The sequence below is a fragment of the Ramlibacter sp. G4-7 genome, from assembly GCF_057784995.1.
Genome location: NZ_JBYNTT010000005.1, coordinates 181048 through 205609 on the forward strand (window position 1 = coordinate 181048; position 24562 = coordinate 205609).

General features: G+C 69.0%; 24 protein-coding genes. 17 read left to right on the top strand and 7 right to left on the bottom strand.

The annotated features are described in order from the left end of the window. Positions 1-5 precede the first annotated feature (5 nt). Positions 6-989: a Bug family tripartite tricarboxylate transporter substrate binding protein gene (locus AC3EGR_RS09145; protein WP_488546154.1), complete on the top strand. Its 984-nt coding sequence runs from the start codon at positions 6-8 to the stop codon at positions 987-989. Positions 990-1100: 111 nt separating this feature from the next. Here AC3EGR_RS09145 and AC3EGR_RS09150 read toward each other — a convergent pair whose 3' ends face one another. Further along, entirely contained in the window at positions 1101-2015 is a 915-nt protein-coding gene (locus AC3EGR_RS09150; protein ID WP_488546155.1) for a LysR substrate-binding domain-containing protein, read from the bottom strand. Between the two features lie 97 nt (positions 2016-2112). On the opposite strand from AC3EGR_RS09150, the gene AC3EGR_RS09155 reads away from it, so the two are divergent. From AC3EGR_RS09155 to AC3EGR_RS09195, 9 genes are all read left to right on the top strand, one after another. Beyond that, positions 2113-2805: a substrate-binding domain-containing protein gene (locus AC3EGR_RS09155; RefSeq protein ID WP_488546156.1), complete on the top strand. Its 693-nt coding sequence runs from the start codon at positions 2113-2115 to the stop codon at positions 2803-2805. A gap of 43 nt (positions 2806-2848) precedes the next feature. Then, positions 2849-3883: an amidohydrolase family protein gene (locus tag AC3EGR_RS09160; protein ID WP_488546157.1), complete on the top strand. Its 1035-nt coding sequence runs from the start codon at positions 2849-2851 to the stop codon at positions 3881-3883. Positions 3884-3931: 48 nt separating this feature from the next. Then, entirely contained in the window at positions 3932-4615 is a 684-nt protein-coding gene (gene ligK, locus AC3EGR_RS09165; RefSeq protein WP_488546158.1) for a 4-carboxy-4-hydroxy-2-oxoadipate aldolase/oxaloacetate decarboxylase, read from the top strand. Positions 4616-4623: 8 nt separating this feature from the next. Beyond that, positions 4624-5562 (top strand): amidohydrolase family protein, encoded by a 939-nt coding sequence (locus AC3EGR_RS09170; protein WP_488546159.1) that lies wholly within the window; start codon positions 4624-4626, stop codon positions 5560-5562. Continuing rightward, positions 5562-7241 (top strand): tannase/feruloyl esterase family alpha/beta hydrolase, encoded by a 1680-nt coding sequence (locus AC3EGR_RS09175; RefSeq protein WP_488546160.1) that lies wholly within the window; start codon positions 5562-5564, stop codon positions 7239-7241. The genes AC3EGR_RS09170 and AC3EGR_RS09175 overlap by 1 nt, the downstream gene beginning before the upstream one ends. 15 nt (positions 7242-7256) lie before the next feature. After that, positions 7257-7643, top strand: coding sequence for a protocatechuate 4,5-dioxygenase subunit alpha (gene ligA, locus AC3EGR_RS09180; protein WP_488546161.1), 387 nt, complete (start codon positions 7257-7259; stop codon positions 7641-7643). Continuing rightward, positions 7644-8501, top strand: coding sequence for a class III extradiol dioxygenase subunit beta (locus AC3EGR_RS09185; protein WP_488546162.1), 858 nt, complete (start codon positions 7644-7646; stop codon positions 8499-8501). Then, positions 8498-9454: a Gfo/Idh/MocA family oxidoreductase gene (locus AC3EGR_RS09190; protein WP_488546163.1), complete on the top strand. Its 957-nt coding sequence runs from the start codon at positions 8498-8500 to the stop codon at positions 9452-9454. Before AC3EGR_RS09185 ends, AC3EGR_RS09190 begins: the two co-directional genes overlap by 4 nt. A gap of 136 nt (positions 9455-9590) precedes the next feature. Beyond that, positions 9591-10853 (top strand): BaiN/RdsA family NAD(P)/FAD-dependent oxidoreductase, encoded by a 1263-nt coding sequence (locus AC3EGR_RS09195; protein ID WP_488546164.1) that lies wholly within the window; start codon positions 9591-9593, stop codon positions 10851-10853. Between the two features lie 19 nt (positions 10854-10872). Here AC3EGR_RS09195 and AC3EGR_RS09200 read toward each other — a convergent pair whose 3' ends face one another. Continuing rightward, on the bottom strand, positions 10873-11607 hold the full coding sequence (locus AC3EGR_RS09200) for a response regulator transcription factor (protein WP_488546165.1): 735 nt from the start codon (positions 11605-11607) through the stop codon (positions 10873-10875). A 116-nt stretch (positions 11608-11723) separates the two neighbouring features. On the opposite strand from AC3EGR_RS09200, the gene AC3EGR_RS09205 reads away from it, so the two are divergent. The 3 genes from AC3EGR_RS09205 to adh all read left to right on the top strand — a co-directional run bounded on the left by AC3EGR_RS09205 (position 11724) and on the right by adh (position 15523). Beyond that, on the top strand, positions 11724-12734 hold the full coding sequence (locus AC3EGR_RS09205; protein WP_488546166.1) for an AraC family transcriptional regulator: 1011 nt from the start codon (positions 11724-11726) through the stop codon (positions 12732-12734). Next, positions 12704-13717, top strand: a complete 1014-nt coding sequence (locus tag AC3EGR_RS09210) for a Bug family tripartite tricarboxylate transporter substrate binding protein (protein WP_488546167.1) — start codon at positions 12704-12706, stop codon at positions 13715-13717. The genes AC3EGR_RS09205 and AC3EGR_RS09210 overlap by 31 nt, the downstream gene beginning before the upstream one ends. 285 nt (positions 13718-14002) lie before the next feature. Further along, a complete protein-coding gene (adh, locus tag AC3EGR_RS09215; RefSeq protein WP_488546168.1) occupies positions 14003-15523 on the top strand; it encodes an aldehyde dehydrogenase in 1521 nt (506 codons plus the stop codon). 58 nt (positions 15524-15581) lie between these two features. Here the strand turns inward: adh and AC3EGR_RS09220 are convergent, their stop codons facing one another. Then, positions 15582-16421, bottom strand: coding sequence for a substrate-binding periplasmic protein (locus tag AC3EGR_RS09220; RefSeq protein WP_488546169.1), 840 nt, complete (start codon positions 16419-16421; stop codon positions 15582-15584). Between the two features lie 11 nt (positions 16422-16432). Continuing rightward, positions 16433-16903, bottom strand: coding sequence for a cytochrome c-550 PedF (gene pedF / locus AC3EGR_RS09225; RefSeq protein WP_488546170.1), 471 nt, complete (start codon positions 16901-16903; stop codon positions 16433-16435). A gap of 154 nt (positions 16904-17057) precedes the next feature. On the opposite strand from pedF, the gene AC3EGR_RS09230 reads away from it, so the two are divergent. Continuing rightward, positions 17058-19019 (top strand): sigma-54-dependent Fis family transcriptional regulator, encoded by a 1962-nt coding sequence (locus tag AC3EGR_RS09230; RefSeq protein ID WP_488546171.1) that lies wholly within the window; start codon positions 17058-17060, stop codon positions 19017-19019. Between the two features lie 492 nt (positions 19020-19511). On the opposite strand, the gene istB is transcribed toward AC3EGR_RS09230, so the two are convergent. Then, a complete protein-coding gene (gene istB / locus AC3EGR_RS09235) occupies positions 19512-20342 on the bottom strand; it encodes an IS21-like element helper ATPase IstB (protein WP_488546172.1) in 831 nt (276 codons plus the stop codon). Further along, a complete protein-coding gene (istA, locus tag AC3EGR_RS09240; RefSeq protein ID WP_488546173.1) occupies positions 20339-21343 on the bottom strand; it encodes an IS21 family transposase in 1005 nt (334 codons plus the stop codon). Before istA ends, istB begins: the two co-directional genes overlap by 4 nt. A gap of 648 nt (positions 21344-21991) precedes the next feature. Between istA and ccoG the strand changes: the two genes are divergently transcribed. From ccoG to AC3EGR_RS09255, 3 genes are read left to right on the top strand one after another with little or no spacing between them, the layout of a single operon-like run. Then, on the top strand, positions 21992-23410 hold the full coding sequence (gene ccoG / locus AC3EGR_RS09245) for a cytochrome c oxidase accessory protein CcoG (protein WP_488546174.1): 1419 nt from the start codon (positions 21992-21994) through the stop codon (positions 23408-23410). Between the two features lie 10 nt (positions 23411-23420). Next, positions 23421-23675: a FixH family protein gene (locus AC3EGR_RS09250; RefSeq protein ID WP_488546175.1), complete on the top strand. Its 255-nt coding sequence runs from the start codon at positions 23421-23423 to the stop codon at positions 23673-23675. 36 nt (positions 23676-23711) lie between these two features. Further along, positions 23712-24005 carry a hypothetical protein gene (locus AC3EGR_RS09255; protein WP_488546176.1) on the top strand — a complete coding sequence of 98 codons (294 nt, stop codon included), beginning with the start codon at positions 23712-23714 and terminating at the stop codon, positions 24003-24005. Here AC3EGR_RS09255 and AC3EGR_RS09260 read toward each other — a convergent pair whose 3' ends face one another. Continuing rightward, positions 24006-24428 (bottom strand): response regulator, encoded by a 423-nt coding sequence (locus tag AC3EGR_RS09260; RefSeq protein ID WP_488546177.1) that lies wholly within the window; start codon positions 24426-24428, stop codon positions 24006-24008. It abuts the gene before it with no gap. Positions 24429-24562 lie beyond the last annotated feature (134 nt).

Genomic DNA, 24562 nt, shown 5'->3' on the forward strand with positions numbered 1-24562 from the left:
GGACCATGAACACTTCGCTTTCCCGTCGCCATGCGGTGGCCGCGCTGGGCGCCGCCATCGCCTCCCCCTGGGTGCGGGCCCAGTCCAAGTGGCCCGCCAAGCCGGTGCGCATCGTGGTGCCCTTCGGCGCCGGCGGCGTGGCCGACCTCACCGCGCGCGCCGTGGGCCAGAAGCTCGGCGAGCAGATGGGCACGAGCTTCATCATCGACAACCGGCCGGGCGCCGGCGGCGTCACGGCGGGCAACCTCGTCGCGCAAGCGGATCCCGATGGCTACACGCTGCTCCTCATGAGCAACGGCACCGCCGTCAGCGAAGGCCTGTTCTCCAAGCTGCCCTTCGACGCCGAGAAGGATTTCGCGCCGATCTCGCTGCTGGGCACCTTCGACATCGCGCTGGTGGTGCCGGAGAACTCGCGCTTCAAGACGCTGGGCGACCTGCTCGCCGAAGCCAAGGCCAAGCCGGGCAAGCTGAACATCGCCACCATCGCCGTGGGCAGCACGCAGAACCTCGCGGCCGAACTGTTCAAGACCACGGCCGGCATCCAGGCGCAGGTGGTGCCTTTCAACGGCACGCCGGCGGTCGTCACCGCGCTGCGGGGCGGCGAGGTCGATGCAGGCGTGGAGATCCTGGCGCCGATCCGCTCGCAGATCACCTCCAAGGCGCTGCGCGCGCTGGCCACCTTCGGCGAGAAGCGGGCGCTGGGCCTGGCCGACGTGCCGACCGCCTCCGAGTCCGGCGGCGCCCTCAAGGGGCTGCACATCGCGTCGTGGAACGCGCTGGCCGCGCCCGCGAAGACGCCGAAAGACATCATCGAGCGGCTGGCGCACGAATGCCAGGTGGCGCTGGCGAGTGCGGACCTGAAGAAGAAGCTGGCCGACCTGAGCGTGGACGCGAAGTCCAGCACGCCGGCGCAGCTGGCGAGCCTGCTCTCCAGCGAGATCAAGCGCTGGAGCGGCGTGATCGCACAGGCGAAGATCCCGAAGATGTAGCGCACGCTGCGTCCAGGTGCCCGCACCGACGGCCCTGCGCGCAGCGCTAGGGAGCAGGACCATGGCCGCCTTGGGCCTGCGCCTGCGCGCCCCTTGCGCGGGGATGACGGGTTAGAGCAGACGCGCCACCACCGCCGGCGCCTTGTCGCGAATGAGTTCCAGCGTCGCCTTCTGCACCGGCGTCGTCGGACGCTGCAGGCTGGTGGCCAGGGACAGCCGGATGCGCAGCGGGTTCGCGCCGATCTGCCGGGCGGTGTAGGCCGAGGGCCGCGGCGAGTTGAGCAGGGCGTTGCGCGAGAGGATGGCGCAGCCCGCGCCATCGAGCACCAGGTCCAGGATGGCCGACACGCCGTCGATCTCCAGCACCACGTCCGGGCGGCAGCCGATGTCGGCCATCTCGGCTTCCACGTGCATGCGGATCGCGTTCGGCCGGGTCGGGATCACCAGCGGCAGCCTGGCCACTTCGGCCAGGGACAGCGGCCCCGGCGGCGGGTCTTCCGCGATGCCGGGCGGGCGCGCCTGCACCAGCACCAGCTCCTCTTCCATCAGCGGCGTGAGGTCCAGCTCGCGCGAAGGCTGCGCGTTGTAGAGCACGACGATGTCCAGCCGGCCGGAGATCAGGCCTTCCTGCAGCCCGCTGGACAGGCCTTCGCTGATCGACAGCCGCGCCTCCGGCAGCGCCTCCCGGAAGGCGCGGGTGAGGGGAACGGTCAGCACCCGCGCCACGCTGCTGGGCAAGCCCACGGCGACCCGGCCGGCCAGCCCGCCGCGCAGCCGCCCCAGGTCGTCGCGCGCGCGCTCGACCTGGTGCAGGATGCCGCGACCGTGGTCCAGCAGCAGCTTGCCTGCCTCGGTCGGCACCGCACCGCGGCCGTTGCGCACCAGCAGGTTCTGCCGCAGTTCGACTTCGAGCAGGCGCACCTGCCGGCTCAGGGCCGGCTGCGCCACGTCGAGCTCGATCGCGGCGCGCGTGAAACTGCCGAGCTCGGCGACGCGAACGAAGTATTCGAGCTGCTTGAGGTCCATGGGCGTGAATAGCTGATCAGCAATTATGCCGAAGCGCTATAGCTGCTAGTGGCACGGCTGGCTTTGACGGGGTGCCTGTGGCGCCCACAATTCCGCCATGACCGCCAAGCTCACGGGAATCTCCTCCATGGCCACGCGCCAGGTGCTCAACGAGCTGGCCAAGGCGTGGGAGCAGCGCTCCGGACGCGCCGTGCAGATCGAGTCGGTGGGCGGGGTCGATGCGGCCAAGCGCGTTGCCGCGGGCGAAGCCTTCGATGTGGTGTTCCTGGCGGCCGACGCGATCGACAAACTGGTGGCCGCTGGCCACGTCGTGCCCGGCACGCGCGTGGACCTGGTCGACTCGGGCGTCGCGATCGCCGTGCGCTCCGGTGCACCGCACCCCGACGTGTTCAGCGAGGAGGCGCTCCAGCGCGCCGTGCTCGCCGCGCCCACCGTGGGCTACTCCACGGGCCCGAGCGGCGTGTCGCTGGTGAAGCTGTTCGAGCGCTGGGGCATCGCGCAGGAGTTGCAGGGCCGCCTGGTGCAGGCGCAACCCGGCATCCCGGTCGGCGCGCTGGTCGCGCGCGGCGAGGTCGCCCTGGGCTTCCAGCAACTGAGCGAGCTGATCCACCTGGAAGGCATCGACGTCATCGGCGCCATGCCGCCGCCCGTGCAGATCACCACCACATTCTCCGGGGCGCTGTGCAAGGCCTCGACCCAGGGCGAGGCCGTGCACGCCATGCTGGCCTTCATGGCCTCGCCGGATGCCGAGGCGGCCAAGCGCCGCCACGGCATGGAACCCGCCGCCTGAAGAACCCGCCGCGCGCCGCGCGGCAACCCCGAGGAAAGACGAGATGAGCATCATCATCGATTGCCACGGCCACTACACCACGGCTCCCCCGCAGCTGGAACAGTGGCGCAACAAGCAGATCGCCGGCATCAAGGATCCGTCCGCGATGCCCAAGGTGTCCGAGCTGAAGATCAGCGACGAGGACATCCGCGAGACCATCGTCAACAACCAGCTGCGCCTGATGAAGGAGCGCGGCAACGACCTGACGCTGTTCTCGCCGCGGGCGAGCTTCATGGCGCACCACATCGGCGACTTCAACGTCTCCAGCACCTGGTCGGCCATCTGCAACGAGCTGTGCTTCCGCGTGAGCCAGCTGTTCCCCGAGCACTTCGTGCCGGTGGCCATGCTGCCGCAGTCGCCCGGCGTGGACCCCAGGACCTGCATCCCCGAGATGGAGAAGTGCATCCGCGAGTACGGGGCGGTGGGCATCAACCTGAACCCGGACCCCTCGGGCGGCCACTGGAAGGAGCCGCCGCTGACGGACCGCCAGTGGTACCCGATCTACGAGAAGATGGTGGAGTACGACGTGCCGGCGATGGTGCACGTGTCCACGTCGTGCAATCCCGCGTTCCACACGACCGGCGCCCACTACCTGAACGCCGACACGACAGCATTCATGCAGCTGGTGCAGGGCGACCTGTTCAAGGACTTCCCGACGCTGCGCTTCATCATCCCGCACGGCGGCGGCGCGGTGCCGTACCACTGGGGGCGCTTCCGCGGCCTGGCGCAGGAGATCAAGAAGCCGACGCTGGACACGCACGTGATGAACAACGTGTTCTTCGACACCTGCGTGTACCACCAGCCGGGCATCAACCTGCTGAACACGGTGATCCCGGTCAAGAACGTGCTGTTCGCCTCCGAGATGATCGGCGCCGTGCGCGGCATCGATCCCCAGACCGGCAACTACTACGACGACACCAAGAAGTACATCGACGCGTCGCCCATCCTCTCGGCCGAGGACAAGCACGCGATCTTCGAAGCCAACACCCGCCGCGTCTTCCCGCGGCTGGACGCGCAGCTGAAGAAGCGCGGCAAGTGAAATGCCCCTCACCCTGCGCCCAGCGGTGAATGAACTGGAGAAGCAACCATGTACGAACTAGGCGTCGTCTATCGGAACATCAAGCGAGCCGACCGCGAGGTGGCCGACAAGCTGGCCCAGTACGGGTCGGCAACCGTGCACGAGGCCATGGGCCGCGTGGGGCTGATGAACACCTACATGCGGCCCATCTTCGCGGGCGCCCAGGTCTCCGGCACCGCGGTCACCGTGCTGCTGCAACCCGGCGACAACTGGATGCTGCACGTCGTGGCGGAGCAGATCCGGCCCGGCGACGTCGTCGTCGCGGCGCTCACCTCGCCCAACACCGACGGCTTCTTCGGCGACCTGCTCGCCACCTCGTTCAAGGCCCGCGGCGCGGTCGCGCTCGTGATCGACGCCGGCGTGCGCGACGTGAAGACGCTGACGGAAATGAACTTCCCGGTCTGGAGCAGGGCGATCAGCGCCAAGGGCACCGTGAAGGCCACGCTGGGCTCGGTGAACATTCCCGTGGTCTGCGCGAACGCGCTGGTGCACCCCGGTGACGTGATCGTGGCCGACGACGACGGCGTGGTGTGCGTGCCCGCGGCCGTGGCCAGGAAGACCCTGGACGCCGCCGCGGCCCGCGAAGCGAACGAAGGCGAGAAGCGCGCCAAGCTGGCCGGCGGCGTGCTGGGTCTGGACATGTACAAGATGCGCGAAGGCCTCGAAAAAGCCGGCCTGCGCTACATCGACTGAAGGCAACCATGAGCGGAAAACCCACCTCCGGCGGATTCGAGAAGACTCCCGGCTGGCTCGACTGGTACGCCGGCCCGAGCAAGCCGCAGTTCAAGCTGCCCCCCAATGCCGTGGACGCGCACTGCCATGTGTTCGGCCCCGGCGACCAGTTCCCCTACGCGCCCGAGCGCAAGTACACGCCTTGCGACGCGAGCTGGCAGCAGCTGTTCGCCCTGCGCGACCACCTGGGCTTCAGCAAGAACGTGATCGTCCAGGCCACCTGCCATGGCGCCGACAACCGTGCGCTGGTGGACGCGCTGCAGCACGCCAACGGCAAGGCCAAGGGCGTGGCGACCGTCAGGCGCAGCGTGACCGACCAGGAACTGCAGGACATGCACGCCGCCGGCGTGCGCGGCGTGCGCTTCAACTTCGTCAAGCGGCTGGTGGACTTCACCCCGAAGGACGAACTGCTGGAAATCGCCGGCCGCATCGCGCCGCTCGGCTGGCACGTGGTGATCTACTTCGAGGCGGTGGACCTGCCGCAGCTGTGGGACTTCTTCACCGCGCTGCCCACCACCGTGGTGGTGGACCACATGGGCCGCCCCGACGTGAGCAAGCCGATCGACGGCCCCGAGTTCCAGCTGTTCCTGCAGTTCATGCGCGAGCACGGCAACGTGTGGAGCAAGGTCAGCTGCCCGGAGCGCCTGTCGGTCTCCGGCCCGCCAGCGCTCAATGGGGAGCGCAATGCCTACCGCGACGTGGTGCCGTTCGCGCGCAAGGTGGTCGAGTCCTTCCCGGACCGCGTGCTGTGGGGCACCGACTGGCCGCACCCCAACCTCAAGGGCCACATGCCCGATGACGGCCTGCTGGTGGACTTCATCCCGCACATCGCGACGACGAAGGAGCTGCAGCAGAAGCTGCTGGTCGACAACCCCAACCGCCTGTACTGGCCGGAGGAAGGCAAGTGATGGACAAGAGGATCCTGGTCGCCGGCGCCCTCGTGCTGCTGGCCGGTTGCGCATCGACGCCCACGAAGACGCTGCTCGCCGCGAATCCGCAGGCGGTTTGCGCGTCGCTGGCCGGCACGACCATTGCAGCGTCCGCCATCGGCATCCCGAGCGGCCATGCCGTGCTCAATTCCGCCGTGCTGCAGCCCGCGAGCCCGCTGGCCGTCGCCGAGCGCGGCCCGACGCCCGCGGCCATGATCACGCCGGCCTTGCCCGAGCGCTGCAAGGTGCTGGGGCAGATCGCCCCCCTGGACCCGAACGCTCCTCCGATCCAGTTCCAGATCAACCTGCCCGTGCAGTGGAACGGCCGCTCGGTGCAGTACGGCGGCGGCGGCTTCAACGGCGTGCTGATCTCGGGCGAAGCGCTGGTGCCCGCGGCGCGCTACGACCGGCCCGCGCCCCTGGCCGAGGGCTACGTGACCTACGGCACCGACTCGGGCCACCAGAACAAGCCGAACGAGCCGCCGCAGACCTTCGCGCTCAATGACGAGGCGCTGGTGAATTTCGCGCATGCCTCGTACAAGAAGGTGCGCGACGTCGCCGTGGCCGTGATGACGAAGGCCTATGGCCGCGGACCGCAGAAGCTGTACTTCGTGGGCAGCTCCGAAGGCGGGCGCGAGGGCCTGACGATGGCGCAGCGCTATCCGCGCGACTTCAACGGCATCTTCAGCCGCGTGCCCGTGATCCACTGGACCGCGCTGCAGCACGCCGGCCTGCGCGACGGCCTGGCGCTCACCGACGGCGGCTGGATCAACCCGGCGCAGGTGAAGCTGGTGCACGAGGCGGTGCTGGGGGCTTGCGACACCGCCGACGGCGTTGCCGACGGCCTGGTCTCCGACCCGGTGAGCTGCCGCACCCGTTTCGACCTCGCCAAGCTGCGCTGCCCCGCGGCGGCCGGCGACAACTGCCTCACCGACGCGCAGATCCGCGCGGTGCAGACGCTGCACTCGCGCCTGGACCTCAGCGGCGCGGGGCTCGCCAACGGCCTCACCAGCTATCCGGGCCGGGGCCCCAGCGGGGAAGGCACGGCGTCCTTCGGGCCCACCGGCGGCTGGCAGTCGTGGTGGACGGGGACCCAGGCGCCGGCCTTCCCGCCGGTGCAGGCCAACGGCATCGCCTGGTTCTACGGAGCGGGCGCCATCCAGTACTTCTACGCCCGCAACCCGAACGCCGACCTGCGCAGCTACCGCATCCAGGACCACCTGCCGCGCGTGCGCGAAGTGTCCGAGCTGATGGACTCCACCAACCCGGACCTCTCCGCCTTCCGCGCTGCCGGCGGCAAGCTGATCCTGCTGGAGAACCTGGGCGACTATGCGCAGAGCCCGTATACGGGCCTCGAGTACCACCAGTCGGTGGTGCAGCGCCTGGGCCGCGAGAACGTGGATTCGTTCTTCAAGGCCTACACGGCTCCCAACGTCGACCACGTCGGCAGCGGCGGCCCGGCGAATGCCGACTTCTTCCAGGCGCTCGTCGGCTGGGTGGAGCAGGGCCGGGTACCCACGGGCCTGGTGCTGGTCGAACAGGATGCGAAAGCGCCATTCGCCGTCAAGCGTGGCCGGCCCGCCTGCGAATGGCCGCAAGTGCCGCGCTACCGCGCCGGCGACCCCAACGCGGCGGCGAGTTTCGCCTGCCTGCAATGACGAGAGGAGGCCCCCATGCCTTTGGACAGACCCTATACCAACATCCCCGGCACCACGATCTTCGACGCCGAACAGAGCCGCAAGGGCTACTGGCTCAACCAGTTCTGCATGTCGCTGATGAAGGCGGAGAACCGCGAGAAGTTCAAGGCCGACGAGCGCGCCTACCTGGACCAGTGGCCCATGAGCGAGGAGCAGAAGAAGGCCGTGATCTCGCGTGACATGAACGCCATGATCGCGCTAGGCGGCAACATCTACTTCCTGGCCAAGATCGGCGCCACCGACGGCAAGAGCTTCCAGCAGATGGCCGGCTCCATGACCGGCATGAGCGAGGAGGCCTACCGCGACATGATGGTGGGCGGCGGCCGCCCCGCGTCGTGGACGGGCAAGGAGGAGAAGAAATAAATGGCGCGCATCACCGCTTCCGTCTACACCTCGCACGTGCCGGCCATCGGCGCGGCGATGGACCTGGGCAAGGCCCAGGAGCCGTACTGGCAGAAGGTCTTCTCCGGCTACGAGTACTCCCGCCAGTGGATCAAGGAGAACAAGCCGGACGTCGTCTTCCTGGTCTACAACGACCACGCCACGGCCTTCAGCCTCGACATCATCCCGACCTTTGCGATCGGCACGGCGGCGGAGTTCAAGGTGGCCGACGAGGGCTGGGGCCCGCGTCCGGTGCCCGACGTGCAGGGCGCGCCCGAGCTCGCGTCGCACATCGCGCACTCGGTCATCCAGCAGGACTTCGACCTCACCATCGTCAACAGGATGGACGTGGACCATGGCCTGACGGTGCCGCTGTCGCTGATGTGCGGCCAGCCGCGGGCATGGCCCTTCAAGGTCATCCCCTTCGCCGTCAACGTGGTGCAGTACCCGGTGCCCAGCGGCATGCGCTGCTTCCGCCTCGGGCAGGCGATCCGCAAGGCGGTGGAGAGCTTCGACGAGGACCTGAACGTCCAGATCTGGGGCACGGGCGGCATGAGCCACCAGCTGCAGGGCCCGCGTGCCGGCCTCATCAACAAGGAGTGGGACAACCGCTTCCTCGACCGCCTGGTCGACGACCCCGAAGGCCTGGCCGCCATGTCGCACATGGAGTACGTGCAGGAGGCCGGCAGCGAAGGCATCGAACTGGTGATGTGGCTGATCGCGCGCGGCGCGATGGCCGACGTCAACGGCGGCGGCAAGCCCACCCTGAAGCACCGCTTCTATCACGTCCCGGCGAGCAACACCGCCGTGGGCCACATGATCCTGGAGAACAACCCGTGACCAAGACCGTCCGCATCGCACTCGCCGGACCCGGCGCCTTCGGCATCAAGCATCTCGACGGGCTGAAGAACATCGAGGGGGTGGAGGTCACCTCCATCATCGGCCGCGAGCTGTCCAAGGCGCAGGAAGTGGCGCAGAAGTATGGCGCCAGGCACGTGACGACCAACCTCGACGAGGCGCTGGCGCGTCCCGACGTGGACGCCGTCATCCTGTGCACGCCCACGCAGATGCACGCCGCGCAATCCATCGCCGCAATGAAGGCGGGCAAGCACGTGCAGGTGGAGATTCCCCTGTGCGACAAGCTGCAAGAGGGCCGGGCGGTGGTGGAGACACAGAAGAAGACCGGGCTTGTCGCCATGGTGGGCCACACGCGCCGCTTCAATCCCAGCCACCAGTACGTGCACAAGAAGATCCAGGCCGGCGAGTTCAACATCCTGCAGATGGATGTGCAGACCTATTTCTTCCGCCGCACCAACATGAATGCGCTGGGCCAGGCGCGCAGCTGGACCGACCACCTGCTGTGGCACCACGCCGCGCACACGGTGGACCTGTTCCAGTACCAGACCGGCAGCAAGGTCGTGAAGGCCAACGCCGTGCAGGGTCCCATCCACAAGGAGCTGGGCATCGCGATGGACATGAGCATCCAGCTCAAGACCGAGAGCGGTGCGATCTGCACGCTGTCGCTGTCCTTCAACAACGACGGGCCGCTGGGCACCTTCTTCCGCTACATCGGCGACACCGCGACCTACATCGCGCGCTACGACGACCTGGTCAACGGCAAGGAAGAGAAGATCGACGTGTCCAAGGTCGACGTGTCCATGAACGGCATCGAACTGCAGGACCGCGAATTCATCGCCGCGATCAGGGAAGGGCGCGAGCCCAATTCCAGCGTGCGCCAGGTGCTGCCTTGCTACGAGGTGCTGGACCAATTGGAACGGCAGCTGGCCACCTGACGCCCTTCCTGTGGCCGCGCCGCCTGCAAGGCGGCATGGCCGCGTGACTGCGCGACAGGCGGGGACCCAGGGCTTCCCAGTGAAAGCGCCGCACCCGCGGCGCTTTCTGCTTTCCCGCCCGACGACAATCGCTGCCGTGACTTCCTCTTCCTCCCGCGCCGCCGTCATCGGCGGCGGACCCGCCGGCCTGATGGCGGCCGAAGTCCTTGCGCAGCAAGGCGTCAGCGTCGACCTCTTCGATGCCATGCCCTCCGTGGGCCGCAAGTTCCTGCTCGCAGGACGCGGCGGCCTGAACCTCACGCACTCCGAGCCAGCCGAACCCTTCCTCGCGCGCTACGGCGAACGCAGCGGCGACTTGCACAAGGCCCTGGGCGCCTTCGGTGGCGACGCAGTTCGCCGGTGGGCGGCCGACCTGGGCATCACCACCTTCGTCGGCACCTCCGGCCGCGTGTTCCCCGAGGACATGAAGGCCGCGCCGCTGCTGCGCGCCTGGCTGCACCGCCTGCGCGCGGCCGGCGTGCGCTTGCACACGCGCCACCGCTGGCAGGGCTGGGACGAGGCCACCAACGCCCTGGTCTTCGACGCACCGGCCGGCCGCATCACGCACGCCGCCGACGCGACCGTGCTGGCCCTCGGCGGCGCCAGCTGGCCGCGGCTGGGCTCCGACGGCGCCTGGGTGCCGCTGCTGGCCGCGCGCGGCGTGGAGATCGCGCCGCTGCAAGCCGCCAACTGCGGCTTCGACGTCGCGCCCACGCGTGCCGGCGCCGCCGGCTGGAGCGATCACCTGCGGCAGCGCTTCGCCGGCCAGCCCGTGAAGCCGGTCGCGGCCCGGCTTTCCACGCAGGCGCCGCAGGAAGCGCGCCAGGGCGAGTTCGTGCTGACCGACACCGGCATCGAGGGCAGCCTGGTCTATGCCTTCTCGGCGCCACTGCGCGACGCGATCGCCACGCAGGGCAAGGCCACGCTGCTCGTCGACCTGCTGCCGCAGCACGGTGCGGCGCAGGTGCTGGCGGAGACCACGCGTCCGCGCGGACCGCGCAGCCTGTCCACGCACCTCAAGAGCCGGCTGGGCATCGCCGGACTGAAGATGGCCCTGCTGCACGAGCTGCTTTCGCATGAGCAGCTGAACGATCCGCAGGCCCTCGCCATCGCGCTCAAGGCGCTCCCGCTGACGCTTGTCCGCCCGCGCCCGGTGGCGGAAGCCATCAGCACCGCGGGCGGCGTGCGGCTGGAGGCGCTCGATGCGAATGGCATGGTGCGCGCGTTGCCCGGCGTGTTCTGCGCGGGCGAGATGCTGGACTGGGAGGCGCCGACCGGCGGCTACCTCCTCACGGCCTGCTTCGCCACGGGCCGGGTGGCGGGGGAGGGCGCCGCGTGCTGGCTGCGCGGAGCCGGCTGAGCCCTTCCGCCAAGGAACGTCACACCTGGGCGGCGTGCTGCTGCTGCGGCTGAGGTCGGCAAGGCAGGTCCACCACGGTCACCTGGCCCGGCCAGGCATCACCGTCGTGCTCCAGCACGACGGTGCTTCTCTCCAGCAGCTTGACCAGTGCCGCCACCGAGCGGGCACCGACCTTGTCCATGGCGCGTGCCCGGTGGACCTTCACGGTTTTCTCCGCAATGCCCAGGTCGTAGGCGATCTGCTTGTTGAGCCGGCCCCGGGCGACGTGTCCCAGCACCTCGCACTCGCGCCCGGTCAGCCTGGCGAAGCGCTCCTCGACGGCACGCTGGTACGCGCGCTTCGCATGGGCCTCGGCGTCGCGCTCGAGCGCGGTGCGGATGGCGGCCAGCAGCCTCTCCTCGTCCACGGGCTTGGTGAGGAAATCGATGGCGCCGCGCCGCATCGCGGTGGCGCACACCGGGATATCGGCCAGCCCGGACAGGAAGACCAGCGCCGGACGCTCGGGCAGATCCAGCAAGCTGGCCTGCAAGGCGAGGCCGTCCATCACGGGCATGACGATGTCGACGACCGCGCAGGCTGGCCGCCCGGGGCGATAGGCATCCAGGAAGGCCTGCCCATGGTCGTGCAGTACCACCTCGTAGCCATGCGATCGCAGCAGGCGGCCCAGCGCCGATGCCACCATCGGATCGTCGTCCACCAGGTGCACCGTCGGTGCCGCCTGGCTGTCGCCCCCGGTCGAAGTGTCGTCATGCATGGTCTGGCTCCTGCTGTGGGAACCATCCTAGGAAGCGCGATCCACCGGACGGCACCGCGTGGCGCGATCCGCGCAGGGATGGCGCGTTTCGTCAACTGGCGCGTAAGATGGACCGCATGGCGGCCAAGCTGATTCGCAGCGCTCCGTTGGTGAAGTTCTCGGAGGTCGCGGGATCCGCCGGTGTGGACGTCGCGCGCCTGTTCCGGCGCGCCGGCGTGGACCCGCAATGCATGGTCTCGCCCGAGCTGCGGGTGCCTGAATCGTGGCTGGCGAGCGTCATCGACGCGGCAGAGCGCGAGGCCGGCTTGCGCTCCGTGGGGCTGCTGGTCGCACGGTCCTGGCGCATGTCCGATTTCGGCCGCCTGGGCCTGCTGATGCAGCACGAGGCCAGCTTGCGCGAGGCGCTGCGCCAGTTCGAGCACTACCGGCACCTGCGCAGCGAACCGGTCACCCTCCACCTGCACGAAGCCGGCGAGCTTGCCGTCATCCAGTTGCACTTGCGGACCGAGCGCGCACGGCCCGGCCGCCACACGGTGGAACTGGCACTCGGCTCGCTGATGACGCTGCTGCGCGCCTTCCTGGGGGCGAGCTGGCATCCGCAGGAGGTGCGCTTCGTGCACTCCGCCCCGGCGGACATCGCCTTGCACCACCAGCTGTTCTGCTGTCCGGTGGAATTCGGCTGCGAAGTCGATGGCATCGTCTTGCCGCGCGCGCACCTCGACCGGCCCAATCCCCAGGCCGACGCCTCCTTTGCGCAGTACGCGCAGGAACTGCTCGACCAGCCGGCACCCGGTGGCCCGGGTGCGAACACCGCCAACGTCCGCCGCACGCTGGAAGTGCTGCTGCCGCAGGGGCGCGGCGGCATCGCGGACGTGGGCGCCAGCCTGGGCATGAGTCCCCGCACGCTGCAGCGGCGGCTGGAAGAGGAGGGGACGGAATTCTCCCGCGTGGTCACGCAGGCCCGCCGGGGGCTTGCGGGCCGGTACATGAGCGACCCGCGCTGTCCGGTGGCGGACGTCGCGGCGCGGGTCGGATTCACCAGCACGAGTGCGTTCTCGCGCTGGTTCAGCGCGGAGTTCGGGCAGTCACCGTCGCAATGGCGGCGCGCAGGGCGGGCAGCGGCATGAACCGCAGCCGGCGCTTGGTGGCGTTCGGCGGTCTCGCGCTGGCGGGCCTGCTGCTCGCGGCGCCCGCGCCGGCGCGCGCGGCCGAATGGCCGACGCGCATCGTGCGCATCGTCATCGCGGGCCCGCCGGGCGGCGCGGCCGACGTGGTGGCGCGTCCCCTGGCCGAAAGCCTGGAGCGGGCGCTCGGGCGGCCCGTGATCGTGGACTACAAGCCGGGCGCGAGCGGCGTGCTGGCGGTCCAGGAGCTGCTGTCCGCACCGGCCGACGGCGGCACCTTCCTCATGATCCAGCGCGGCATCGTCACCGAGGTGCCGCAGGCCATGAGGGTGCGCTACGAGCCTTACCAGGACCTGAGGCCGATCGTGCAGCTGGCCCGGCAGCCGCAGCTGCTGCTGGCCAGCCCGCAGCTGCCGGCCCGCAACCTGGGCGAGCTGGTCGCTCTCGCGAAGTCGAAACCCGGCACGCTGGCCTTCGGCACCGCGGGTGTCGGGCTGCGCTCGCACACCCTGGGCGTGCAGTTCGCCCAGCTTGCCGGGATCGAGCTCACCTTCGTTCCCTACCGGGGCGCGCCTCCCGCCTTGCAGGACCTGGTGGCCGGGCACCTGCCGCTGATGGTGGAAGGCCCTGCCGCGGTGTTGCCGATGCTGCGCGCGGGCAAGGTCCGTGCGCACGCGACGACCGGCCCGCAGCGCTCGCCGCTGCTGCCGGACGTGCCCACCTTCGCGGAACTCGGTTACCCCGAACTCACGGACGTGAGCTGGTTCGCGCTGTGGTCGCGGCCGGACATGCCGGCGGCGCTGCAGCAGCAGGTGCGTGCGGCGACGCTGCTGTACCTGGCCAGCCCGCAAACGCAAGGGAGGTTGGCGGAGCTGGGCATGGAGCCGGGGCTGCCCCTGGCGAGCGAGGAACTCTCGCAGGACATGCGCCGCGCGGGCGAGGAGAACGCCAGGGTGCTGCGAGCGATCGGCTTCAAGCCCGAGTAAGGTGTCCGCTGGCCGCCCGGGTCGCGCTTGCGCTCCAGCGCGACCGGCCGCGCGAGGTCCGCTGCTGTTCCACCCCTGTTCCATCGCGTGACACTGCGCCGTCCCGCACGACGCCGTGCGCGCGGAGAGAGCCTGGCGCTCAGGGTGTTCCCGCATCCCGGCGGCCTTCGACGCAGCTTCGAGGCACTGGCACGGCATTCGCGTTCTCCTGCCCAAGCGCCGACCTTCCAACCTCACGCCGCGACCGGCGCATCTGCCGTGGCGTTCAGCTCTCTGGAGACTCGCATGGACATGCTGGAACCTGGCCGCTTCGGCTTCGCGGTGGAGTTCAGGAAACGCTATGGCAACTACATCGGCGGCGAGTGGGTCGCCCCCACGCAGGGCCGCTACTTCGAGAACGTCACGCCCATCACCGGCAAGCCGTTCTGCGAGATCCCCCGCTCGACGGCGGAGGATGTCGAACGCGCGCTCGACGCGGCGCACGCCGCCAAGGCCGCCTGGGGCCGCACTTCGCCCGCCGAGCGGGCGCAGGTGCTCCATCGCATCGCCGACCGCATGGAGGCCAACCTCGAACTGCTGGCGACGGCGGAGACCTGGGACAACGGCAAGCCGATCCGCGAGACGATGGCGGCCGACCTGCCGCTGGCCATCGACCACTTCCGCTATTTCGCCGGCTGCATCCGCGCCCAGGAAGGCTCGATCGGCGAGGTCGACCACGAGACCTTCGCCTACCACCTGCACGAGCCGCTGGGCGTCGTCGGCCAGATCATCCCGTGGAACTTCCCGCTGCTGATGGCGGTGTGGAAGCTGGCGCCCGCGCTGGCGGCCGGCAACTGCGTGGTACTCAAGCCGGCGGAGCAGACGCCGGCTTCCATCCTCGTGCTGATGGAGATCATCGGCGACCTGCTGCCCAAGGGCGTGGTCAACGTCGTCAACGGCTTCGGCCTGGAGGCCGGCAAGCCGCTCGCCTCCAGCCCGCGCATCGCCAAGATCGCCTTCACCGGCGAGACCGGCACCGGCCGGCTGATCATGCAGTACGCCAGCCAGAACATCATCCCCGTCACGCTGGAGCTGGGGGGCAAGTCGCCCAACATCTTCTTCGCCGACGTCATGGCCAGGGACGACGCCTTCCTCGACAAGGCGATCGAGGGCTTCGTGATGTTCGCGCTGAACCAGGGCGAGGTGTGCACCTGCCCGTCGCGCGCGCTGGTGCAGGAATCCGTCTACGAGCGCTTCATGGAGCGCGCGCTCCAGCGCGTGTCGGCCATCCGGCAGGGCAACCCGCTGGACAAGTCCACCATGATCGGCGCGCAGGCGTCCAACGAGCAGCTGCAGAAGATCCTGTCCTACCTGGAGATCGGCAAGCAGGAGGGCGCGCAGTGCCTGGCCGGCGGCGCCCGCAACGTGCTGGAGGGCGACCTGCAGGGCGGCTACTACATCCAGCCGACGGTGTTCAAGGGCCACAACAAGATGCGCATCTTCCAGGAGGAGATCTTCGGTCCCGTGGTGTCGGTCACGACCTTCCGCGACGAGGAGGAGGCGCTTGCCATCGCCAACGACACGCCCTACGGCCTCGGCGCGGGCGTGTGGAGCCGCGACATGAACACCGCCTTCCGCATGGGCCGCGGCATCCAGGCCGGACGCGTGTGGACCAACTGCTACCACGCCTACCCCGCGCATGCGGCCTTCGGGGGCTACAAGCAGTCGGGCATCGGGCGCGAAACCCACAAGATGATGCTGGAGCACTACCAGCAGACGAAGAACCTGCTCGTGAGCTATGGGGAAAAGCCGCTCGGGTTCTTCTGAACACGGCGGCGGCAGGAAAAAGGCCCGGGGATCCCGGGCCTTTTCTTGCGTGGTCGGCTCAGACCCGCCACTTCACCCCGCCGCGCTCGAAGATCTCCGCCAGCTGGGTCGTCGGCATCGCTTCCTGCAACGCAGCGGCGAGGTCGCCGGCTTCCTTCTTCACCGCGCAGCCGATGGCCCAGCCTTCGCGCGGCACGCGCGCCGAAGGGAAGGGCTCGATCGCGAAGCGCGCGTCACCGGAGAGCACCGCCTCCAGCTCGGACGCCAGGCCGGCGGCGGCCGCGACCCTGCCTTCGCGCAGCGCCTGCGCCGCGGCCACGCCATCGGCAAAACCGGTGGACAGGTCCGCGGCGAGCGCACCGTCTTCCGCTGCAATCAGAAGCCAGCCGGCAAGCGAGCGCCCCGCCACCGCGACGTGGTGCCCACGCAAGGCGCCCAGCGTGGCGAGCGCGGGCAGGGCGTCACGGCGCAGCGCGATGGCGAGCCGCTCGCGGTAGTAGGGCGCGAGGATGCGCACCTTCGGGTTCGCCGTCGCAAGGCCGGGTTCGACCGGCACGTGCAGCAGGACGTCGGCCGGCCCCCAGCCCAGGTAGTGGCCGCGCCACACCATGTTGCGCAGGTCGTCGTCCATGCTCTCGCCGGCGGCGAAGGGCAGCAGCGAGAGGCCGACGCCGAGCCGCGCGGCCAGCGCACGCGCCACCTCGACGTCGATGCCCTTGCCGGCCACGTGGAAGGGCGGCATGTCCGCGTACACGCCGGCGACGAGGCTGCCGCGCGCACGGATGCGCGCCAGCGCCTCGCCTTCCGCGGCGCGCACGGGCCAGGCAGCGGCACACGCGGCCGCCGCCAGCGCGCCGGCCAGGCAGCGGCGCCGGCCGGGATCGTGGGCGTGGTCCATCGCAGTCCTCCTCACAAGGGCTTCTCGCGGCGCGTCTCGAGGTAGCTCTTGATCGACCACAGCGCCTCCTGGTTGAGCGTGCCCTCGAAGGGCGGCATGTAGACGGCGCCGTTGCGCGTGCGGCCGTTGCGCACGGTGGTGAGGAAGTAGCCGTCGATTTCCTTGGTGCAGGCGGCCTTCTTCTTCTCGTCCTTGATCGTGGCGCACTCGTTGTCCAGCTTGCGCAGGTCCGGCGCGATGCCGCCCGAGATGGCTTCCAGCCCGTGGCAGCGCGCGCAGTTCTGGTTGTACGCGGAGGTGCCGATGCGGATGGCCGCGTCGTCCTTGCGGTAGGGGTTCTGCTCGCGCCACTGTTGGCCGAGAGGCGGCAGTTCACGCGTGTCGACGGCTTGCGGCGTCACGTCGCCGTGCGCCAGTGCCAGGGGCGCGGCCAGCAGTGCGGCGAGCGCACAGGCGATGCGTCGGGGGAAAGGTCTCGTCATGGCTGTCTCCTTCAGGAAGGGGGTTGCGGACGAGGGGTGGAGCGCAAGCAACATGCCAGGGGCGCAGCGCCCGCGAGTGCTCCAGATTGAGACAGTTACGCCTTGACCCAGGTCAAGTGCGTGCCGGCGCGCCCACCCAGAATGAGAATCCGCCATGGACACTCCCGACCCCGCCCACCGCGATGCCATCGAGCGTTCCCACGAGCGCTGCACGGCGCTCGGCCTGGACCGCGCCAACCGGCCGGACCACAGCGCGCTGCGACGGGCCGAGCTGGCGATCGCGCGCGAACGCAACCTGCGCCTGTGCGGGCACGCGATGCCGGTGATGGAACTGCTGCTGGAGCAGATCCTCGCGACGCAAAGCATGGTGGTGCTCACCGACGCCCAAGGGACGGTGCTGCACTCGGTGGGGCACGACGACTTCCTGCAGCGCGCATCGCGCGTGGCGCTGGCCCCGGGCGCGGACTGGTCGGAGCCGAGCAAGGGCACCAACGCCATCGGCACCGCGTTGATGAACGAGGCGCCGACGCTCGTGCACGCCGACGAGCATTTCATGCGCGCCAACGGCTTCCTCACCTGTTCGGCGGTGCCCATCTTCGATCCGCGCGGCAGCATGCTGGGCGTGCTCGACGTCTCGGGCGAGCAGCGCTCGTACCACCAGCACACCATGGGGCTGGTGAAGATGTCGGCGCGGATGATCGAGAACCACTGGCTCAACGACGACTTCCGCCACGCCCTGAAGCTGCACTTCCACATCCGGCCGGAATTCATCGGCACGCTGATGGAAGGCATCCTCGCGCTGGACCGCGACGGCCGCTTCCTCGGCGCGAACCGGGCGGCGCTCGACATGCTGGGCATGAGCGGCGCGGGCCTGCGCATGAACAGCGTCACCTCGCTGTTCGGGGTGCCGGTGAGCGCGCTCGTCGACCACTTCCGCTCGCCCATGGCCATGCCGCTGCCGCTGCACCTGGTCGACGGCCGTGTCGTGCACGTGCAGGCCCGCTTCAACTGGCCGACGTGGCAGCACCTGGGCAGCGTGCCGGCGCTCGGGGCGGACGATGGATTCGCGGCGGCCGCACCGAGCGCACCGCGCGCAGCCAGCGGCGGCGCCGGCGCGCTCTCGGGCCTGCGCTACCTGCAGACCGGCGACGCGCAGATGGAAGCCGTGATCGGCAAGGTCCGGCGCGTGCTGAACCGCGGCATTGCCGTCCTCGTGCTGGGGGAAACCGGCACGGGCAAGGAACTGCTCGCGCGCGCCCTGCACCAGGACTCCGACCGCGCCCGCCAGCCCTTCGTCGCGGTGAACTGCGCATCGATCCCGGAAAACCTGATCGAAAGCGAGCTGTTCGGCTACGAGGAGGGCGCCTTCACCGGTGCGCGCCGCAAGGGCGCCGCCGGCAAGATCCTGCAGGCCCACGGCGGCACGCTGTTCCTCGACGAGATCGGCGACATGCCGCTGCCGCTGCAGGCGCGCCTGCTGCGCGTGCTGCAGGAGCGCCAGGTCTCCCCGCTGGGCAGCGCCAAGCCCATCCCGGTCGACGTCGCCGTGGTCGCCGCGACGCACCGCAACCTGCGCGAGATGATCGAGCGCCAGGCCTTCCGCGAGGACCTGTACTACCGCCTCAACGGCCTGGTCGTGCGCCTGCCCGCGCTGCGCGAACGCAGCGACCTGGAGGCGATCGTGCAGAAGATCCTGCGCGCCGAATGCCAGGGCACGCCGCCGCAACTCGCCGAGGACGTGCTGCAGCTGCTGCGCACCTACCGCTGGCCGGGCAACATCCGCCAGCTCGCGAGCGTGCTGCGCACCGCGTGCGTGATGTCCGGCGGAGAAGGGCGCATCACGCAGGCGCACCTCTCCGACGACTTCCTGGAGGACGCGCAACGGGCGCTGGGCGAACTGGCCGGAAAGCCCGGCCCCGGGCCGGTACGCAACATGGCGGTGGCGGAGGAGGTGGCCCCCGGAGCCACGGATGGCGGCTCCCCCCTCACGCTGGAAGCCGTGGAACTGCAGACCATTCACCGCGCGCTGGCCGAAGCCGACGGCAACATCTCCGCGGTGTCCAAGCGCCTGGGCATCAGCCGCAACACGATCTATCGCAAGTTGCGGGGGAAATAGGACGCCTCAGGAGTCCCCTCATCGAGCGCTGCGCCCGGGGGCGAGGGCCCGGGTACCCGCTCTCCGGTCAGCTCGCGATGAAGTGCCTGTGGCTTGCCACCGCCTCGGCTCGGAACACGGCCAGTGGCTGATGGCGAGCCCCAGGGGCCGCGAATGATCCCTGCGATCGGATACCCGAACCCTCACCCCCTCATCGCCGCGGCTGACCGAGGACGCCTGATCGCGCGCTGCGCCCAGGGGCAAGGGTCCGGGTACCCGCTCTCCGGTCAGCTCGCGATGAAGTGCCTGTGGCTTGCCACGGCCTCGGCTCGGAACACGGCCAGTGGCTGATGGCGAGCCCCAGGGGCCGCGAATGATCCCTGCGATCGGATACCCGAACCCTCACCCCCTCATCGCCGCGGCTGATCGAGGACGCCTGATCGCGCGCCGTGGTGTCAACGCCGATCGAGAATTGCATGGTCGTGGCGGCTGGAAATTGCACGCCGTCCAACTTCATTGCTGGGTGACCTTCGGGCGCCGACTGCGCCGCTCTGCGTCCGGTGAGACGAGGAGCTCATCGCGAAGGGAGCGATACAGGTCGCTGTGTTCGCGCATGCGGTAGCTGTTGCCACGGATGTTCACCATGTGGCAGTGATGCAGCACGCGATCGATGAGCGCAGCAGCCATGACTTCGTCGCCGAACACCGAGCCCCAGTCCTCGAAGCCCTTGTTGGACGTCAGCACGGTCGAGGCGTGTTCGTAGCGCCGGTTCATGAGCTGGAAGAAGAGCACGGCGCCGGTATGCGAGATCGGCAGGTAGCCGATTTCATCGACGACCAGCAGTGCCGGATGCGAGAGTACGGCCAACTGGCGCATCAAGTGCCCCGCGGCCTGCGCTTCCTCCAGGGAGGTGATCAGGTCGATCAGTGTGCCGTAGTACACGCGACGCCCGCGCTGCGCGGCCGCAATGGCCAGGCTGATGGCCAGATGGCTCTTGCCTACGCCCGGCGGGCCAAGCAGGACGACGTTCTCTTTGCGCTCAAGGAAGCCCAGTTCGTGCAGGCTCTCGATCTGCTCGCGTTTGATGGAGGGCTGGAAGGCGAAATCAAAACTCTCCAGAGTCTTGATGGCCGGCAGCCTGGACGATCGCATTGCAGCCTCTAGGCGACGGTTGTTGCGCAGCGAGATCTGTGCATCCAACAGGCGCTGGATGGCCTCGGATGCCGTGAGCTGGCCGCCATCGACGTCGCTGAGGATGTGGTCCACCGCCTCAAGCGCTCCCGGCATCTTCAGGTCGGCCAGCATGCCGCGGATGGTGTCGCGGGACGAATGTGCGGTGCTCATCGGAAACCTCCAGCGAGACTGCCGTAGACACTCAATGGACGGCGCTCGACTCGCGGCAGCGCCATTGGCATGGCCGTGCGCGTCTGGGCCGGCGCGGCGGCGACCACGCTTCGATAGGCTGTGCGCGCCAGCGGTTGCAGCAACGCCAGCTCGCCACGCAGGAAGCGGACATCCGGCACTTCGCCCGTGGTGCGATGGATGCGCCGGTTGGCCTTCTGCGTGAGCCAAGACAGGGCCTGTGCGTTCAAGTCGGCGTCGTTGAGAAAGTGCCTGCCGTAGAAGAAGCTCTGCCGCACATAGCCAATTGGCCGCTCCACCTTGCCCTTCGTTTGAGCTCGGTAGGGGCGGCAAGCGCGGATGCGGAAGCCCCAGTGCGCGGCAAAGCGAGCGAATTCGGCGTTCTCCAATACCTTGCCCCCGATGGTGCGCTGGTCATCGATCACCACCGCCTTCATCTGGTCGAACAAAAGCTCGGTGGGCACGCCACCAAGGAAGGCAAAGGCCTCCTCCAGCCCGCGCATGAGAACTGCCATGGTCTGGCGCGGATAGAACTGCAGCCACAGGCGGCGCGAGTAGCCGAGAACCACGACCAAGGCATAGCGCTTGCCCCAGGGCAGCCGGAATTCGGCGAAGTCCACCTGCGCCTGGCGTCCGGCCGGCGTCTCGAAGCGCACGACGGGCTCGGGGAGTGCGCCCGGACGTGCTTGGCGCACGAAGTCCTTGACCTGCGTATAGCCGCCTCCATAGCCGGCAGCCCGGATCTCCTCGTGCAACCGGACGGCGCTCAGCCGGGGGTATTCGGCCAGGCGGGCAGTGATGATGCCGGTGAAGCTGTCGATCTTGCGCGGCACTGCAGGTCGAGGCCTGTAGCGCACCGGGGCGTCATCAAGCGCTCGATCCAGGTGCCCCGCCTCCATCCAGTAGTACAGGGTGCGCAGGCTGATGCCCAGTTGTCGGGCGATCTCCGCCTTGGGCAGGCCTTGCTCGAGGTAGTGACGCAATAGCACGCGTTGTTCCCTCCCATACATCGGCGGCTCCCCGGTCTCTGGTGGAGTCGCCACCTTGCCCGAGTGTGCAAATTTCGTCCGCCGATTTCGTGCAATTTACGTCCGCCACCCACACCCAGGGGCAAGGGTCCGGGTACCCGCTCTCCGGTCAGCTCGCGATGAAGTGCCTGTGGCTTGCCACGGCCTCGGCTCGGAACACGGCCAGTGGCTGATGGTGAGCCCCAGGGGCCGCGAATGATCCCTGCGATCGGATACCCGAACCCTTCACCCCCTCATCGCCGCGGCTGATCGAGGACGCCTGATCGCGCGCCGTGCCCAGGACCGGGAACTTCCCAATGCGTCACTGTCCACGAGGGGTCGGCGGTTCGGGTACCCGATCGCAGGGATCATTCGCGGCCCCTGAGGCGCTCGTGTGGCGCTTGCCGGATTCCGAGCAACTGGCCTTGGGTTCTCAACGGCGGCTTCATCGCGAGCTGACCGGAGAGCGGGTGCCCGGACCGACGGCCCTTGGCGCAGCGCTGGTAAGCACGCTCCTGAACGCCCCCGGTCCGCCTGCGCGGTGATGACGAATCCCTCTTTTCCCCTTCCCATCTGATCAAGGTCAAGTCCCCTGCATCTTCCCCCGCGCACCATCCCAGCACGATGAAAGTGATCCCCATCACTCCTGTGGCTTCCGGAGAGGAAGGGCAGGGGCTGTACGCTTCCGAGAAGAAGATCTATCCGCGGGCCGTGACCGGCCCGTTCGCGCGCTGGCGCTGGGCGTTCGTCTGGCTCACGCAGATCGTTTTCTACGGCCTGCCCTGGCTGCACTGGGGCGAGCGGCAGGCGGTGCTGTTCGACCTGGCGGCGCGGCGGTTCTACATCTTCGGCTTCGTGCTCTATCCGCAGGACTTCATCTACCTCACGGGCCTGCTGGTGGTGAGCGCGCTGTCGCTGTTCCTGTTCACCGCCGTGGCCGGGCGGCTGTGGTGCGGCTTCGCCTGCCCGCAGACCGTCTACACCGAGATGTTCCTGTGGATCGAGCGCAAGGTCGAAGGCGACCGGCCGCACCGCATGAAGCTCGATGCGGCGGAGTTCTCGCTGGAAAAGCTGGTCAAGAAGTGGTTCAAGCACCTGCTGTGGGGGATGGTGGCCATGTGGACCGGCTTCACCTTCGTGGGCTACTTCACGCCGATCACCGAGCTGGGCATGGAGTTCCTGCAGACGCGCATGAGCTCCTGGGAGGTGTTCTGGGTCTTCTTCTACGCCTTCGCCACCTACGGTAATGCGGGTTTCATGCGCGAGCAGGTCTGCAAGTACATGTGCCCCTACGCGCGCTTCCAGAGCGCCATGTTCGACAAGGACACGCTGATCGTCAGCTACGACACCGTGCGCGGCGAGCCGCGCGGCACGCGCGGGCGCAAGGACGACTTCCAGGCCATGGGCCTGGGCAGCTGCATCGACTGCACCCTGTGCGTGCAGGTGTGCCCCACCGGCATCGACATCCGCGAGGGCCTGCAGTACGAGTGCATCGGCTGCGCCGCCTGCGTGGACGTGTGCGACGGCGTCATGGACAAGATGAACTATCCGCGCGGCCTGATCCGCTTCACCACGCAGAACGCGCTGAAGGAGGGCGGCGGCCGCGGGCGCCAGTTCATCCTGGGCCGCGTGCTGCGGCCGCGCGTGCTGGTCTACGGGGCCATCCTGCTGGCACTGACGGGTGCCATGATGTTCAGCCTGGCGCTGCGCATGCCGCTGAAGGTCGACGTGGTGCGCGACCGCGCCGCGCTCTCGCGCATCGTCGCGGGCGGCCGGCTGGAGAACGTCTATCGGCTGCAGGTCATGAACGCCACCGAGCAGCCGCAGCGCTACCGCATCGAAGCCGAGGGACTCGAAGGGCTTTCGATCGCCTCCGAGGCGGAGGTGGAGGTCGGCCCGGCCGAGTCACGCTGGGTGGCGGTGCGGCTGCAGGTCCCCTACGGCAGCGCGCCGGCGGGCTCGCATCCCATCCATTTCGACGTCCGCACCGTCGGCGGCGACGCCCACGTCCGCGAGAAGTCGGTGTTCCTGGTGCCCCGTTGAGGAGAGACGAATGAACGATGACACGACGACGACGGGCCCTTGGTGGAAGTACGGCCTTGTCTGGCTGGTGATCGCCGGACCGGCCGCCGTGGTGGTGGCGGGCATCGTGACGGCCGTGATCGCCGTGCGCGGTGCCGACCCGGTGGTGGAAGCCGACTACTACCGCCGCGGCATGGAGATCAACAAGGCGCTGGCGGCCGCGCAGGAGCGCGCCACGCTTCCGGCCGTGCAGGGCCGCAACCATGCGGCGACGCCCGCGCGCTGAGCGGTGCAGTCCATCGCGCTTCAGGAGACATCGACCGTGACCAACCGCTTCCTGTGGATTGCCTGGCCGGCCTTCATGGCCGCCTGTGCCCTCGAGCTGCTCGTCTTCGCCTTCGTCGACCCGATGGAACTGCAGTGGTCGGGACGCGACCTGGGCTGGTCGCGGCAGGCGGTGTACACCGCCAGCTTCTTCGTGTTCTGGCTGGTGACGATGGGGGCCTGCGCGCTGACGACCTTGCTGCGGCTCGCGCCCACCCAGGTCAACGCGCGGCCGTTCGACGCGAGCCCGGCGCCGATCGGCTCGCAGGAGCAGGGCCGCACCGCAGCCTGACTACATCGAGCTTCCGGACGGAGTGAGCGGCGCCGGGGCGGAGTTCGCTCCCATGACGGTGCACTGGTGCGAGCAGTAGTCCACCAGCGCGTCGATCTCGGTGGACTTGTCGAACACGGCGTCGACGCCGAGCTGCGCGCAGCGCTTGCGCACGCTCGCGTTGACGTAGTTGCTGAACACGATGATCTTCTGTTCAGGCCGCGAGCGCTGCACGTGCTGCACGACCCGCATGCCGCTGCCGCCCTTGAGGAACAGGTCGACGATCAGCATGTCCCAGTGGTTCTGCGCCCCGATCCAGGCCAGTGCGCCTTCCTCGGTCGGAGTGCCGCCGACCACTTTCACGCAGGTCAGCTCCTCCAGGGCCCCCACGAGGTTCTCCCGGATCTCGGCGTTGTCCTCGACGACAAAGACTTCCAGTTGCACGAGAGCTCAATGGGTAAGGGTGGGTGTCAAGGCGTAAGGGACTCTAGCCCCTGAGGTAGGCGACATGTTCCGCCTTGGGCTCCCGTCTGCACGTAGGAGAGTGCCTACGGCCGGACCCGGTGCGGGCGTGCTCC

Coding starts and splice junctions, on each gene's coding strand:
- AC3EGR_RS09145 (WP_488546154.1), top strand. CDS start 6: ATGAACACTTCGCTTTCCCGTCGCCATGCGGTGGCCGCGCTGGGCGCC.
- AC3EGR_RS09150 (WP_488546155.1), bottom strand. CDS start 2,015: ATGGACCTCAAGCAGCTCGAATACTTCGTTCGCGTCGCCGAGCTCGGC.
- AC3EGR_RS09155 (WP_488546156.1), top strand. CDS start 2,113: ATGACCGCCAAGCTCACGGGAATCTCCTCCATGGCCACGCGCCAGGTG.
- AC3EGR_RS09160 (WP_488546157.1), top strand. CDS start 2,849: ATGAGCATCATCATCGATTGCCACGGCCACTACACCACGGCTCCCCCG.
- ligK (WP_488546158.1), top strand. CDS start 3,932: ATGTACGAACTAGGCGTCGTCTATCGGAACATCAAGCGAGCCGACCGC.
- AC3EGR_RS09170 (WP_488546159.1), top strand. CDS start 4,624: ATGAGCGGAAAACCCACCTCCGGCGGATTCGAGAAGACTCCCGGCTGG.
- AC3EGR_RS09175 (WP_488546160.1), top strand. CDS start 5,562: ATGGACAAGAGGATCCTGGTCGCCGGCGCCCTCGTGCTGCTGGCCGGT.
- ligA (WP_488546161.1), top strand. CDS start 7,257: ATGCCTTTGGACAGACCCTATACCAACATCCCCGGCACCACGATCTTC.
- AC3EGR_RS09185 (WP_488546162.1), top strand. CDS start 7,644: ATGGCGCGCATCACCGCTTCCGTCTACACCTCGCACGTGCCGGCCATC.
- AC3EGR_RS09200 (WP_488546165.1), bottom strand. CDS start 11,607: ATGCATGACGACACTTCGACCGGGGGCGACAGCCAGGCGGCACCGACG.
- AC3EGR_RS09205 (WP_488546166.1), top strand. CDS start 11,724: ATGGCGGCCAAGCTGATTCGCAGCGCTCCGTTGGTGAAGTTCTCGGAG.
- AC3EGR_RS09210 (WP_488546167.1), top strand. CDS start 12,704: ATGGCGGCGCGCAGGGCGGGCAGCGGCATGAACCGCAGCCGGCGCTTG.
- adh (WP_488546168.1), top strand. CDS start 14,003: ATGGACATGCTGGAACCTGGCCGCTTCGGCTTCGCGGTGGAGTTCAGG.
- AC3EGR_RS09220 (WP_488546169.1), bottom strand. CDS start 16,421: ATGGACCACGCCCACGATCCCGGCCGGCGCCGCTGCCTGGCCGGCGCG.
- pedF (WP_488546170.1), bottom strand. CDS start 16,903: ATGACGAGACCTTTCCCCCGACGCATCGCCTGTGCGCTCGCCGCACTG.
- AC3EGR_RS09230 (WP_488546171.1), top strand. CDS start 17,058: ATGGACACTCCCGACCCCGCCCACCGCGATGCCATCGAGCGTTCCCAC.
- istB (WP_488546172.1), bottom strand. CDS start 20,342: ATGAGCACCGCACATTCGTCCCGCGACACCATCCGCGGCATGCTGGCC.
- ccoG (WP_488546174.1), top strand. CDS start 21,992: ATGAAAGTGATCCCCATCACTCCTGTGGCTTCCGGAGAGGAAGGGCAG.
- AC3EGR_RS09250 (WP_488546175.1), top strand. CDS start 23,421: ATGAACGATGACACGACGACGACGGGCCCTTGGTGGAAGTACGGCCTT.